Genomic DNA, 12989 nt, shown 5'->3' with positions numbered 1-12989 from the left:
CGACGGCGGCGCCGGCGGCGAGCACCGCCTTCGGGCCGAAGGCCTCGGCGGCCGGAGGTGAGCAGGGCGCGGCGGCCCGCGATCGCTGGAAGGAACTGATCGGGTACGACGAACTGAACGGGGATCAGGAGTGTCCCTGTCAATGACGGACTTCAGTCGGAAGGGACACGGTTGTGACGACGAGTGGGAAGCACACGGGCCGGCGAGCGGTGCTGGGTGTGGGCGCGGGGGCGGTCCTGGCCCTCGCGGTGCCGATGGGCGGGACGGCCCGTGCGGAGGGCAGGGTGTCGCAGCGCGGGGGCGGGGTCACCGGGGCGCTCGCCGATCTCGAGCGTGAGCACGGCGCCCGGTTGGGTGTGTTCGCGCGGAACACGGTGACGGGCGCGCAGGTCCGTTACCGCGCAGAGGAGTTGTTCCCGATCTGTTCCGTGCACAAGATCGTGACGGCGTCCACGGTGCTGCGTGACCGCGACCGGGACGGGGAGTTCCTCGCCCGACGCATCCACTACACCGCCGAGGACGTCACCGCCTCCGGGTACGCGCCGATCACGGGCACGCCCGAACATCTGGCCTCCGGCATGACGGTGGCCGAACTGTGCGCCGCGGCGCTCGACTACAGCGACAACGCCGCCGACAACCTCCTGCTCCGTGAGCTGGGCGGGCCCACGGCGATCACGAGGTTCTGCAGGTCCCTCGGCGACCGGGTGACGCGCCTGGACCGCTGGGAGCCCGCCCTGAACTCCGCCGAGCCGGGGCGCGTCAGCGACACCACGAGTCCGGCGGCCATCGCACGGACGCTCACCGACCTCCTCCTCGGCACCGCTCTCGCCCCGCGGGACCGGCGCCGACTGACGGAGTGGATGCTCGCCAACACCACCGGCGCCGGCCGCCTGCGCGCCGGCCTCCCCTCGGGCTGGGCGCTCGCGGACAAGACCGGTACCGGAGACTACGGAGCCACCAACGACGTCGGGATCGCCTGGACCCCGGACGGGACGCCCCTGGTCCTGTCCGTGCTGTCCACCACGACCCGCGCGGACGCCACCGCCGACGAAGCCTTGCTCGCCCGCGCGACCGCCCTGGTCGTGCCGGCGCTCAGCTGACAGCCCTGCTCCGGCCTGCTCCCGGTCCGGACGGGGGCAGGCCGGCGCAGGCGAACCAGGCCAGGCCTGGCAGGTCAGGGCGGACCGGGGCCGCGGCTACGATCCGGTCATGAGCATCGTCGGACGGTACACGCGCCTGACACCGGCCCAGTCGGACCGCGCGATGCGGGAGCCCGGCTGGGCACGGGAGTTGGCGGAGGAACTCGCCGAGGCGGAGTCGGAGCGGCAGCTGTCCGTGGCGGACCGGCGGTGCCACGAGGTCGGCACGGCCTGGCACGCACTCGCCTTCCTGCTCGACCGTCGGGGCCTTCCGGTGGACCTGCTCCACGGTGAGGCGGAGGTACCGGACACGGCCGCACCCGGCTACGGGCCGCCGCGGCTGCTGGTCCCGGAACGCGTCCGGCTCGCCGCCGACTCCCTCGCCGAACTCCCGCCCCATGTCCTGACCGAGGGTGTCACCGCTGACGATCTGGCGCAGGCGCACGTGTACCCGGCCGGCCTGTGGCAGCGCGGGGACGCGCTGGAGGTGGTGGCCGGGCACTACCTGGAGTTGGCGGCGTTCGTCCGCACGGCTGCCCGCTACCGGCATGCCCTGCTGGTCCGCCTCGGCCGACCGCCCTGTCCCGAATCCACTCCCCCGGCGAGAGGATTCGGGCGGCGGACGGGGCAGCAAGCACGCCAACCGCCGCACGGCAGAAGCCCGGAGAGAAGATTCGACGCGTCTTCGGATCTCGCGGCAATTCAGGTCGGGATCTGACCTCAATGCCTCATAACGTAGTTCCTGACCGACGGAACACGTACTTACCGTAAGGCGGACACCTTGAACGAGACCCGGACGATCAACGAGCCCACCACTGCGCCCACCCCCACCGGCGAGCGTGCCGACCTGCTGGTGGCGCTGGCCAAGCAGCGGCACTTCCTGCGCTTCACCACCCGCGACCTCACCGACGAGCAGGCCGGACAGCGGACCACGGCCAGTGAGCTGTGTCTGGGTGGCCTGGTCAAGCACGTCGCCTCGGTGGAGCGGACCTGGGCGGCCTTCATCGTGGAGGGTCCGTCGGCGATGCCCGACTTCACCGCGATGACCGAGGCCGACTTCGCCCGCCGCGCCGACGAGTTCCGGATGCTGCCCGGCGACACGCTCGCCGGCGTGCTCGCCGACTACGAGGAGGTCGCCCGGCGCACCGACGAGCTGGTCGCCGCGCTCCCGGACCTGGACGCCGCCCAGCCGCTGCCGAAGGCCCCCTGGTTCCAGGCCGACGAGGCGTGGTCGGCCCGCCGCGTGCTGCTGCACGTGGTCGCCGAGACCGCTCAGCACGCCGGCCACGCCGACATCATCCGCGAGTCCCTGGACGGCTCGAAGAGCATGGGCTGACCCGCGCCCGCAGTCCTGCGGCCCGTGTCCGGCAGTCGGTGGCCGACTGCCGGACACGGGCCTGCGGGCTGCCACTGCGACCTCTACTGCGACTGCATCGACGACGGGCGACTACAGCATGTGGTGGCCGTCAGCCGCCGCTGGCAGCGGGTACCGGCTCGGGCTGCGGGGCAGGGGTGCGCCGCGGGAGGAGCAGTGGGGTCGCCAGCACGAGCACGCCGGCCAGGGCAATGGCCGTGCGCGGGCCGTGCAGGGCGCCGAGCACGCCCCAGACGGCGGTGAGGAGGGCCGTCGCGGCCTTGGTCGTCACCGCCCAGGCGGACAGCGTGCGGGTGGTCCGGTCGGTCGGGGTCCGTTCGAGGCGGTAGGTGGCGCAGACGGGGTTGAAGACCGCGCAGCAGAAGATGAGGCCGAGTTCGACGCCCATCACCAGGAGCAGGCCTGCGGTTCCCGGTCCGACGAAGGCGAGGCCCACGGGCCACAGTGCGCGCAGGGCGCCGGCCGCGACGAGGATCCGTCGTTGTCCGAACCTGGCGGCGAGGGGTCGGGCCAGGCGCGCACCGAGCAGTCCGCCGATCGAGGGGACGGCGAAGGCGAGGCCGTACTGCCAGGCTGCGAAGTCGAGCCGGCCGAGCATGAGAACGGCGAGCAGTGGCTCCGCGGCCATCACCAGGCCGTTGAACAGCGCGGTGTTGAAGAACAGGGGGCGCAGCGTCGGGTCGGCGAGGATGTACCGCCAGCCGTCGAGCAGGTCGCGGGCCCGCAGGCGCTGGGCCGGTCGGGGTTCGGGCGCTGGCTCGGTCCCGCCCGTGGCGCGGATACCGAGGGCCGAAAGCAGGTAGCTGGCCGCGTCGGCCGCCACTGTCGCCACCGGTCCGAGGAGACCGATCGCGGCGCCGCCCAGTGGGGGGCCGACGATGGTGGTCGTCCAGGCGGTGGACTCGAACCGGGCGTTGGCGACGAGCAGGTCCTCGGCCGGCAGCAGGGTCTTCAGGTACGCGCCGGAGGCGGCGCGAAAGGTGATGTCGGCGGCCGCGACGACGACCGAGACCAGCAGGAGCTGGACGAAGGTGAGCACGCCGAGCGCGAACGCGGTGGGGATCGTCAGCAGCGCGGCGCACCGCACCAGGTCCGCCGCGATCAGCACGGGCCGTTTGCGGCGGAACTCCACCCAGGGGCCGAGCGGCACGGCCGCGGCCGCTCCGACCGCGGCGCCCGCGGCGGAGAGCACGGCGACCTCGGCCGGTCCGGCGTGCAGCACCCGGACGGCGATCAGCGGGAAGGCCCCGAAGGCGAGCCACGTGCCGAGCGCGCTCGTCCCGTACGCCCCCCAGAGCCACCCGAACGGCCGCCCCAGCCGGTGTCCGCTCCGCACGTCCGACACCCCTCGCCCCGCACCAGTGACCCGTACCCGTACCCGTAACCCGAACGATCGGTCCACGATCGAACCGTTCAGAGGGAGCACCCTACCGGGGTTAGGACCGCCTCGAGGCCGATCGCCCCGCGCCCTTCCGAGGGCAGCCGGAGCGCCGGGGGCACCGTTCACCGGCCTGGGACTGCGGACTGCGGACTGCGGACTGCGGACTGCGGACTGCGGACTGCTCAGGGCATGCCGGGTACGGCCGCCTCGAACGGCAGGGGGCGGTGGAAGACGACCCGGGTCCGGCCGGGGCCGCTGTAGTCCTCGACCGCAGTCGCTTCGAAGCCGAGGCTGCGGTGGAAGGCGATCGAGCCCGTGTTGCCGGGCGAGGTGATCGCTTTGAGCCGCCGTGCGCCGTGTCGGTGCGCGATGGCGGCGAAGGTCGCGTACAGCCGGCGGCCGAGGCCGGTGCCCCGGGTGTCGTCCCGGGTGGCGACCAGGTGGACGTATCCGGTGCCGTCGGGGGTGGTGAACCCGATGAGGTAGCCGTGGATGCCGTCGTCCGCGCGGGCGACCAGCCAGGTCTCGCCGAACTCGTGGACCAGCGCGTCGAGGTGGAGGGACCGGAGGTCCCGCTCGCCCCAGTAGCGGTGGTGGTCGGCGAGGACCTGGTGGAGGTCGGCGATGGTGCCGGGTGTGATGTGTGGTCGCACTCCGGGATCATGGCAGGCCGGGCGTGGACGCCGTACACCGCCCGCGGGCTCCGGGCCTCCTGGCGGGCTGCTCGACGCGCTCGGCCCGGTCGGTTTCATCGGCCCCCTCGGCGTCGTCGGCCAGCAGGGGCGATCGGGTCAGCACCAACACGGCAGTGCAGACCACGGCGGCGGAAGCGGCCGCGAGGACCAGGGGCAGCCCGCTGCGGACCTTCTTGCAGGACACCAGGGCCCCTAGGACGGAGGCCAGGCCGTTGGCGACGGCGGCCAGTACTGCCAGCAGCACACTCAGCACGGTGGATCAGCCCTTGCCCCTCGGCGGCGTTCGTCGGTGTCCGCTGCCGTCGGGACGGAACGGGCCGGCCCTGCGGCTCCTGCCGTTCGTGCCCGGCCGGTCAGGAGGCCCGGAACGCGGCCCGGGGCCCGGAACGGCCCGGGCCCGGAACGGCACGGGGCCGGGAGTGCCTCGCAGGGCGGCGCCTGCCCGGGATCGGCCCGCTCCGTGCACGGGCCGGTCCGGCCGGACCCGCACCGACCGCCCCGGCGCCACCGTGGGCAGCAACGGCCGGGGCACCGGGGGCGGGGACGCCGGGGCGGGACGGATGCGGGCTCAGTGCTCGGCCGGGCAGAGGGTGTCGTGTGCGGGGCGTCGGCCGTCGACGAGGAAGCGGGTCACCAACCGGTCGCCGCAGGCGTTGCCGTGCGCGGCGTAGGCGTCGTGGCCGCCGGAGTCGACGCTCACCAGGCGGGCCCGGTCGCCGAGTGCGGCGCGCAGGCGCAGGGCGCCGGCGTAGGGCGTGGCGGGGTCGCGGAGGTTCTGCACCATGAGGATGTTCGACGGCCCGTCGGGCGTGATCCGGGTCGGCGGTTCGGCCGGGTCGGTGGGCCAGAAGGCGCAGGGCATGACGTTGACCGGCATGCCGGCGGTCAACGGGTGCGCGGTGCGGTCGGCGGCGACGGCGCGGGCGTAGCCGTCGGCGGAGCGGGGCCAGCGGACGTCGTTGCACATGGTGGCGGCGGAGGCGGCGACGGTGTTCTGCATCGCGGCGTCGGGCGGGGTGGCGGCCGGGGGCAGCTCGGCGCGGCCGTCGGCGGCGAGCATCAGGCGGGCGAGCCGGGGGAAGCGGGCGTCGTCGTAGAGGGTGTCGAGCATGGCCGCGCGCAGGGCGTTGCCGTCGAGGCGGGCGGGGTTGGCGCCGGGCCAGGGCAGCGGGGCGGTGTCGAGGCGGGCGGCGAGCCGCAGGAACAGGTCGCGTACCTGCTGCGGGGTGTCGGCGAGCCGCTGGTCGCCGGCGGCGGGGGCGGCGGCCCAGGCGGCGAAGTCCGGGAAGCGGTCCTCGGCGCCGGTGGCGTAGGCGGCGAGCCAGCCGCGTTCGACGCGGCTCGGGTCGGGGTCGTCGTTGCTGTCGAGGACGATCCGGTCGGTGCGGTCGGGGTACATGGTGGCGTACACGGCGCCGGCGTAGGTGCCGTAGGAGACGCCCCAGGCGGAGATCCGGCGTTCGCCGAGGGCTTGGCGGATGCGGTCCATGTCGCGGGCCTCGTTGCGGGTGCTGATGCTGCGGAGCACGGGGCCTCCGTTGCGGGTGCAGGCGTCGGCGATCCGGCGGGCGGCGGCGAGGTTGCCGGTGACGGAGCCGTCGGGTGCGGGCCAGGGCAGCAGGGTGGTCATCGACAGGTCGTCGTGGGCGAGCCCGCAGTCGACGGGGCTGCTGCGGCCGACGCCGCGGGGGTCGAAGCCGATGAGGTCGTAGCGGTCGAGGACGGACCGGGGCAGTCGGCGGACGGCGTTGGTGGGGCCGTTGAGTCCGGGGTTGCCGGGTCCGCCGGGGACGATGAGCAGGGCGCCGCGGCGCTGGTCGGGGCGGGCGGCGGTGATCCGGGAGACGGCGAGGTCCAGCTGCGGGCCGGTGGGATCGGCGTGGTCGAGCGGGACGGCGAGGGTGGCGCACTGCTGGCGGGTGTCGGCCGTGCTGTCGGGGCAGCTGCCCCAGGCGATCGGGGCGGGCGGCCGGGCGGTGGTCGCGGGCGGGCCGGCGGGCCGGGTGGTGGCGGTCGCGGGCGGGGCGGTGCCGAGGAGGGTGAGGAGTGCGGCGGCGGCCGTCGCGGCCGTGGCGTGGGCGATTCGCATGCCGAGTAGTCTTCGCGGCCGGGCTCGGCGGGGCGATCCTGTCGGCACCCGGATCCGTCCTGGTGCGGGCCTCACCCGCATCCGGGGGCTCGCCCCACCCAGAGGTCGGCGGTGCCTCCACGTGCGGCCCCGGGTGGCCATCCGGACACCCTGACCCGGTGTCAGGAATTCGTTCGGTGAAATTCGTGGAATATCCGCTGTGGCACCCGAGGGATAATTCTGACGAGGCCCCGTCAGATCAAGGGTAAAAGGGTTCCCAAAAGCCGATCACGTCTTGATGACGATCGAGACGTGATCGGACATATCGGACTGATCATTCAGTTTTCTATCATCTGGCGCGCGTAGCGTACGACCGCCGAGCACGGGGTGGGCGTCATAGGCGACAGGCCGTCCCGCAAGGCCGCCGAGGTGCGGGAGCCCCTCGGAAGGAGCCCGTCCCACCCGCCCGCCCCAAGACCCGCGCCGTCAGGCGCCATCGGTCCGGCGCGGGGCCTCGAAAGTTGGCTACGCACACGTGAGCACCGTTCGTCCGCGCATTTCTGACGACCCGTCCGGTAATTCCGTCCGACATGAGGGAACACTCCGGATGCGAACGCTCACCGCGGCCGACGGTCCCACGCTCGAACCCTTTCCGCTGACCGGAACCGGGCGCCCGGCGCCCGTCCCCGCCGCTGCCCCCGCCTCGAAGGCCGTCTTCGTCGACCAGAGCGGTCGGCGCGGGCGGGCCCTGCGCGGCATCGGCTGGGTCGCCGGCGCCGCCTGCGCCGGGTTCGCCACGGTGGCACTGGCCACGGTCGCCGGGTCCAACGCCCAGGCGCCCGCGATGGCGATCCCCTCCCCCGGGGCGACACCCGCGCGCGGCGTCCTCGGGGACTCCGGCAGCCCCACCCCCTCCGCGAGCCCGACGACGGGCGCCACCCGCACCGTCGGCGCCTCCCCGGGCGTCTCGGCCTCCCACAGCCGGACCGGCGCGAGCACCGAGCCGTCCGCCTCCGTCTCCGTCTCCGTCTCCGGCCGGCCCTCCGGCACCGCGAAGACGACCACCAAGGCCGGCACGGCCGGTACAGCCGGTACGGCGAAGACGGCCGCCACGCCCGGCACCACACGCCAGTCGACCACGGCCTCCACCACGACGCGGAAGTCGACCACCACGTCCACGTCCGCCGCCCGCACCCGCTGAGCACCACCGAGGACCACTGCCATGTCCCGACCCAAGGGCAACCGGGCAGCCGCCCGGAGCCGCCGCCGCGCCGTTCCCCCGCTGCGCTTCACCCTGCCCACGGTGGTGCTGCTCACCCTGCTCCTCACCCTGCTGCTGCGCGGCCTGGTGACCAACGAGGCCTTCCACGACGCCCGGATCAACGTCTCGGTCGACAAGACCACCGTGCCGGCCGCGCTGCTCACCGGCGGGCCGGTGATCGACGCCCGCGGACCGGGCGCGCCGCGCAGCTACCGGGCGCAGGACCACACCATGGCGCTCACCTTCGACGACGGCCCGGACGAGAAGTGGACGCCGCAGATCCTCGACGTCCTCGCCCGGTACCACGCGAAGGCCACCTTCTTCGTGACCGGCTCCATGGTCGTCCAGTACCCCGAGCTGATCCGGCGGATCCTCGCCGAGGGCCACGAGATCGGCCTGCACACCTTCACCCACCCCGACCTGACCCTGCAGTCGGACCGCCGGATCACCTGGGAGATGGCGCAGACCCAGATCGCGCTGGCCGGTGTCGCGGGGGTGCACAGCGCACTGTTCCGCCCGCCGTACTCCTCGGACGCCACCGCGCTGGACGACCTCACCTGGCCGGTGGTCAAGAAGCTCGCCGACCGCGGCTACGTCACCGCGTTCATCGACGAGGACACCGAGGACTGGCAGCGCCCCGGCGTGGACGCCATCGTCCGGGCCGCCCTGCCGAAGAAGCCGGGCGCCGGCCACGTGGTGCTGATGCACGACGCCGGCGGCGACCGCTCGCAGAGCGTCGCGGCGCTGCGGATCCTGATGCCGCAACTGCAGTCCGAGGGGTACCGCTTCACCACCGTCAGCCAGGCGATCGGCGCGGGCAGCCCGATGTCCCGGGCGAGCGACTTCCAGCGCTGGGAGGGCGAGGCCTTCCTGTACCTGGCGCACGGCTCGGTGCTGGTGATGCCCGTCCTGGTGGTGCTGCTCGCCGTGGTCGGCACGCTGGTCTTCGGGCGGTTCGCGCTGATGCTGTTCCTGTCGGTCAAGCACGCCCGCCGCACCAGGCGCCGGACGTTCTCCTGGGGGCCGCCGGTCACCGAGCCGGCGACCGTCCTGGTGCCCGCGTACAACGAGCAGGAGTGCATCGCCAACACCCTCAACTCGCTGACGGCCGGCGAGCACCCCGTCGAGGTGATCGTGATCGACGACGGGTCGACGGACGACACCGCGCGGATCGTGCGCGAGCTCGACCTGCCGGGCGTACGGCTGATCACGCAGCCGAACTCCGGCAAGGCCACCGCGCTCAACACCGGCATCGCCAACGCCTCGCACGACCTGATCGTGATGATGGACGGCGACACGGTCTTCGAGCCGTCCACCGTCCGCGAACTCGTCCAGCCGTTCGCCGACCCGTCCGTCGGCGCGGTCGCGGGCAACGCCAAGGTCGGCAACCGCAACGGCCTGATCGGGGCCTGGCAGCACGTCGAGTACGTCATGGGCTTCAACCTGGACCGTCGGATGTACGACGAGCTGCGCTGCATGCCCACCGTGCCCGGCGCGGTCGGCGCCTACCGCCGCGAGGCGCTGGAGCGGGCCGGCGGGATGAGCGAGGACACCCTCGCCGAGGACACCGACCTCACCATGGCCCTGCACATCGACGGCTGGCGGGTCGTGTACGCCGAGAACGCCCGGGCCTGGACGGAGGCGCCGAGCACCGTCGGCCAGCTGTGGTCCCAGCGCTACCGCTGGTGCTACGGCACCATGCAGGCGATGTGGAAGCACCGCCGGGCGGTGTTCGCCTCCGGCCCGGCCGGCCGCTTCGGGCGGGTGGGGCTGCCGCTGGTCGCCCTCTTCATGGTGCTGGCTCCGCTGCTGGCCCCGCTCTTCGACGTCTTCCTGGTCTACGGGCTGGTGTTCGTCGACGCGCCGAAGACCTTCGCCGCCTGGTCGACCGTGCTGCTCGCCCAGTTCGTCTGCGCCGCGTACGCCTTCCGGCTCGACCGGGAGCGGCCGCTGCACCTGTTCTCGCTGCCGCTCCAGCAACTGGTGTACCGGCAGCTGATGTACCTGGTGCTGCTGCAGTCCTGGATCACCGCGCTGACCGGCGGCCGGCTGCGCTGGCAGAAGCTGCGGCGCACCGGCGAGGTCGACGCGCCCGTCGCCGCCTGACCCGCTCCCCCTGCCTTCCGACCCGCCCCGGTCCTGCTCTCCACCACCCGAAAGGCCACCATGACCGCGCCTGCCCACTCCGGGTACTCCCCGCCCGGCGCCGGGCCGTCCGCCGGCGCCCCCGCTCCCGTGCCCGTTCCCGTGCCCGTTCCCGCGCCCGTTCCCGCGCCTGGGTCCGGCTCGGGTGCTGCGCCCGGCTCCGGTGTCGCGCCCGGGCAGGAGGCCGCCCGGCCGGCCCCCGGCCGCGACCGCTACCTCGACCTGCTGCGTGCGCTGGCGCTGGTCCGCGTCGTCTTCCTGCACATGTTCGCCTGGACGTGGCTGCCGATCGTCTTCCCGTCGATGGGCGTCATGTTCGCGCTGGCCGGCTCGCTGATGGCCCGCTCGCTCTCCCGGCCCGCCCTCTCGGTGATCCGGGGCCGGCTGCGCCGCCTGCTGCCGCCGCTGTGGCTGATGGGCGCCATCGCCGTACCGGGCATGCTGCTGCAGGGCTGGACGGCGGCCGGCTCCGGCCACAGCGTGGCGGGCTGGTGGGGCCGGATGCTGCTGTGGATCCTGCCGATCGCCGACCCGCCGTACGCCGAGCACCTGCCCGGCGTGCACGGGCTGCTGGACACCTACTGGGGCGAGCACGCCGCCGGACCGCTCTGGTACCTGCGCGCCTACCTGTGGTTCGTGCTGATCTCCCCGCTGGTGCTCCCGCTGCTGCGGCGCGTGCCGTGGCTGGTCGTCCCGGTGCCGATGCTCTTCTGTGTCGTCCTCGAAACGGGCTGGGTGGACCTGCGCCCGGAGCTGTACAGCATCGTCGACGGCCTGGCGATCTACGGCTCCTGCTGGCTGCTCGGCATGGCCTACCAGGAGGGCGTGCTCGCCCGGATCCCCCGCTTCCTGGTGCCGTCCATCACCCCGTTCGTGATGGCCGCCGTGCTCTGGTGGACGCTCAACGGCACCAACGACACGGGCGGGCCGAACACCCTGGAGGACAGTACCCTCGGCCAGGCCGTCTGGTCCTTCGGCTACGTGCTGATCCTGCTGAACGCCGCGCCGAACTGGCAGGAGTGGCCGCAGGCGCTGCGGCGCTGGAGCGGCTGGATCGGCCTGCTGAACTCGCGCGCCGTCACCGTCTACCTCTGGCACAACCTGGCGATCACCGCGGCCATCGGCCTGATCGGACTCACCTGGGGGGTGCCGCTGCTCGCCGAGAACGTGCCGTGGCTGCTCGACAGCGAATGGCTGGCGATGGCGTTCGCCTGGCCGCTGATCGGCCTGTGCATCGTGGCCTTCGGCTGGGTCGAGGACCTCGCCGCCAAGCGCAGGCCCCGGCTGTTCCCCTACCCGCGGCAGCCGCGGGCGAGCCGCGCGCGGCACCGCTGAGCCTGCACTGCTGAGCCGACACCACTGACCCGGCCGCGGCCCCGCCGCCCGCCCCGGCGGCGGGGCGTCACGCACCACCGCGCCGGGGCGGCTACCCGGTGGGCAGGCTCTGCAACTGCGCACGTGCCTGGTCCTTGACGGAGAGCTGCGCGCCGAGCATGACCTGCGGCGAGCCGCTGCCGCTGCTCGCGCAGAAGCGCCCGTCCTTGACCGGGACGGACAGGTAGAGCTTGCCCTCGTTGCGGGCCAGGACGAGCCGGGAACCGCTCGTGCAGTCGGCGTCGGTGCCGGCCGGCGAGGCCGACACCCAGCTGACGGCGTGGTAGAGCGGCTCGCCCGGATTGATCACCATCGACCGCTCTCTGGTGGTGATGAAGCGCAGATCTCCCAGCACACCGGTGGTGAGCTTGGTGTACGAGCCGCCCGTACCGTCGGTCCGCACATCGGCCGGCCCGTACAGCTTGCACGAGTACGGCAGGTGGTTGGTGACCTGGATGAGGCCGGTGTGCCGGGAGCCGCTCTCCTGCAGCTCGATCAGCTCGGCGGTGACGTCGTCTCCCGGCCCCAAGCCGCCGCACACCGCATCCTTCGGGACGTTCGTCAAGGTGGGCACCGCTGCCGCCGCCGGCGCACCGCCCGGGGTCGCGGACGCGACGGCCGGCGCTGCGGTGGCGGAGCCCGCCGGGCCGGCTGCCGGACTCGCATCGGACCCGCAGGCGGTGAGCACGACCGACCCGAAGGCCACCGCACCGGCCAGGGCCACATGACGGATCTTCAAAACAATGCTCCCGAACGATGGATGAACGGCCGCCCGCGGCGGGCAGGCCCACTCACAGCACGTGCCCGAACACCGTTCGGTTCCACCTGCCGCCGATGCCGTCGCACCCCGGATGCCGTCAGCTCCTCCGACGGCCGAGGGTGGTGAGGGCGAAGAGGAGGCCGCCGGTCATGAAGAACGGTTCGTAGAGCAGGGTCGCGAAGCGGTTCATCGGGTCGAGGTCCGCGGTCGTCCGGGCACCGACGGCGAGGGCGGCCCAGTCCGGGACGGACGGTGCGGCGTGAAGCAGGAGCAGCGCGGTGGTGGCCCAGAGGCCGACGGTTGTCAGTCGGCCGGGCAGGCGGCGGCCCCAGGGCCGGACCGTCGCCAACGCCGGTACCGCCGCCGCGGCGCAGAGCGGAACGGCGAGGATGTCGATGACCAGCAGTGGGAGGTTGTCGCGCACGGAGAGCCCGGCGGGCAGTCCGACCCGGCCGCCGAGGAGCCAGTAGAGGTGGACCGCGGAGAAGAGGACGGCCCAGGCGGCAGCCGCCCACGCTGCCCGGCTCGCCCACCGGTGAACCGTGCGGGAGGGGCCTGCGGTACGAGGGGCGGCGGCGAGCGTCTGCGTGTCCATGCGGTCCACTGTGCCGGGTCGGCCGCGGCCGCGGATCGTCCGTCCGGTTCGTTTCCGATCCACCGTCAGGATGACCATCACGACGACCACTCGGCTTCCGGGAGGACCGTTCGGTGGGTGAACCCCCAAGGGTGGACACCGCCCCGGGCCGGGTCGTCCGCGTGGCGGGCACCCGCTCCGGCCGCCGGGGTGCGGC

12 protein-coding genes are annotated in these 12989 nt (G+C 73.6%); 6 read left to right on the top strand and 6 right to left on the bottom strand.

Annotated features, from left to right (window positions below; genetic code table 11):
• The first annotated feature begins 254 nt into the window (after positions 1-254).
• The 3 genes from bla to ABD353_RS35860 all read left to right on the top strand — a co-directional run bounded on the left by bla (position 255) and on the right by ABD353_RS35860 (position 2475).
• Positions 255-1100 carry a class A beta-lactamase gene (gene bla / locus ABD353_RS35870; protein WP_344627905.1) on the top strand — a complete coding sequence of 282 codons (846 nt, stop codon included), beginning with the start codon at positions 255-257 and terminating at the stop codon, positions 1098-1100.
• A 109-nt stretch (positions 1101-1209) separates the two neighbouring features.
• Positions 1210-1857 (top strand): YfbM family protein, encoded by a 648-nt coding sequence (locus ABD353_RS35865; protein WP_344627903.1) that lies wholly within the window; start codon positions 1210-1212, stop codon positions 1855-1857.
• Positions 1858-1920: 63 nt separating this feature from the next.
• Positions 1921-2475, top strand: a complete 555-nt coding sequence (locus ABD353_RS35860; RefSeq protein ID WP_344627902.1) for a DinB family protein — start codon at positions 1921-1923, stop codon at positions 2473-2475.
• A 130-nt stretch (positions 2476-2605) separates the two neighbouring features.
• Here the strand turns inward: ABD353_RS35860 and ABD353_RS35855 are convergent, their stop codons facing one another.
• The 4 genes from ABD353_RS35855 to ABD353_RS35840 form a co-directional block, all read right to left on the bottom strand.
• Positions 2606-3850, bottom strand: coding sequence for an MFS transporter (locus ABD353_RS35855; RefSeq protein ID WP_344627901.1), 1245 nt, complete (start codon positions 3848-3850; stop codon positions 2606-2608).
• A 227-nt stretch (positions 3851-4077) separates the two neighbouring features.
• Positions 4078-4548 carry a GNAT family N-acetyltransferase gene (locus tag ABD353_RS35850; protein WP_344627900.1) on the bottom strand — a complete coding sequence of 157 codons (471 nt, stop codon included), beginning with the start codon at positions 4546-4548 and terminating at the stop codon, positions 4078-4080.
• 7 nt (positions 4549-4555) lie between these two features.
• Positions 4556-4834: a hypothetical protein gene (locus ABD353_RS35845; protein WP_344627899.1), complete on the bottom strand. Its 279-nt coding sequence runs from the start codon at positions 4832-4834 to the stop codon at positions 4556-4558.
• Positions 4835-5158: 324 nt separating this feature from the next.
• Complete coding sequence (locus tag ABD353_RS35840) at positions 5159-6679, bottom strand: alpha/beta hydrolase (RefSeq protein ID WP_344627898.1); 1521 nt, start codon at positions 6677-6679, stop codon at positions 5159-5161.
• A gap of 586 nt (positions 6680-7265) precedes the next feature.
• Between ABD353_RS35840 and ABD353_RS35835 the strand changes: the two genes are divergently transcribed.
• From ABD353_RS35835 to ABD353_RS35825, 3 genes are read left to right on the top strand one after another with little or no spacing between them, the layout of a single operon-like run.
• Positions 7266-7859: a hypothetical protein gene (locus ABD353_RS35835; RefSeq protein ID WP_344627897.1), complete on the top strand. Its 594-nt coding sequence runs from the start codon at positions 7266-7268 to the stop codon at positions 7857-7859.
• A gap of 21 nt (positions 7860-7880) precedes the next feature.
• Positions 7881-10025, top strand: coding sequence for a bifunctional polysaccharide deacetylase/glycosyltransferase family 2 protein (locus tag ABD353_RS35830; protein ID WP_344627896.1), 2145 nt, complete (start codon positions 7881-7883; stop codon positions 10023-10025).
• A gap of 60 nt (positions 10026-10085) precedes the next feature.
• Positions 10086-11399: an acyltransferase family protein gene (locus tag ABD353_RS35825; RefSeq protein ID WP_344627895.1), complete on the top strand. Its 1314-nt coding sequence runs from the start codon at positions 10086-10088 to the stop codon at positions 11397-11399.
• Positions 11400-11490: 91 nt separating this feature from the next.
• Here the strand turns inward: ABD353_RS35825 and ABD353_RS35820 are convergent, their stop codons facing one another.
• Positions 11491-12003: a hypothetical protein gene (locus tag ABD353_RS35820; RefSeq protein WP_344627894.1), complete on the bottom strand. Its 513-nt coding sequence runs from the start codon at positions 12001-12003 to the stop codon at positions 11491-11493.
• A 292-nt stretch (positions 12004-12295) separates the two neighbouring features.
• On the bottom strand, positions 12296-12793 hold the full coding sequence (locus ABD353_RS35815) for a DUF3995 domain-containing protein (protein WP_344627893.1): 498 nt from the start codon (positions 12791-12793) through the stop codon (positions 12296-12298).
• Between the last annotated feature and the right edge of the window lie 196 nt (positions 12794-12989).

This window comes from Kitasatospora arboriphila, assembly GCF_039528095.1.
Taxonomy (GTDB): domain Bacteria; phylum Actinomycetota; class Actinomycetes; order Streptomycetales; family Streptomycetaceae; genus Kitasatospora; species Kitasatospora arboriphila.
Note: the sequence above shows the minus strand (reverse complement) of the source record. Positions and strands in the feature narration are given on the sequence as shown.

Bases quoted from the DNA above. Each gene is read 5' to 3' on its own strand.
- bla (WP_344627905.1), top strand. From the start codon at position 255: ATGGGCGGGACGGCCCGTGCGGAGGGCAGGGTGTCGCAGCGCGGGGGC.
- ABD353_RS35865 (WP_344627903.1), top strand. From the start codon at position 1,210: ATGAGCATCGTCGGACGGTACACGCGCCTGACACCGGCCCAGTCGGAC.
- ABD353_RS35840 (WP_344627898.1), bottom strand. From the start codon at position 6,679: ATGCGAATCGCCCACGCCACGGCCGCGACGGCCGCCGCCGCACTCCTC.
- ABD353_RS35835 (WP_344627897.1), top strand. From the start codon at position 7,266: ATGCGAACGCTCACCGCGGCCGACGGTCCCACGCTCGAACCCTTTCCG.
- ABD353_RS35830 (WP_344627896.1), top strand. From the start codon at position 7,881: ATGTCCCGACCCAAGGGCAACCGGGCAGCCGCCCGGAGCCGCCGCCGC.
- ABD353_RS35825 (WP_344627895.1), top strand. From the start codon at position 10,086: ATGACCGCGCCTGCCCACTCCGGGTACTCCCCGCCCGGCGCCGGGCCG.
- ABD353_RS35815 (WP_344627893.1), bottom strand. From the start codon at position 12,793: ATGGACACGCAGACGCTCGCCGCCGCCCCTCGTACCGCAGGCCCCTCC.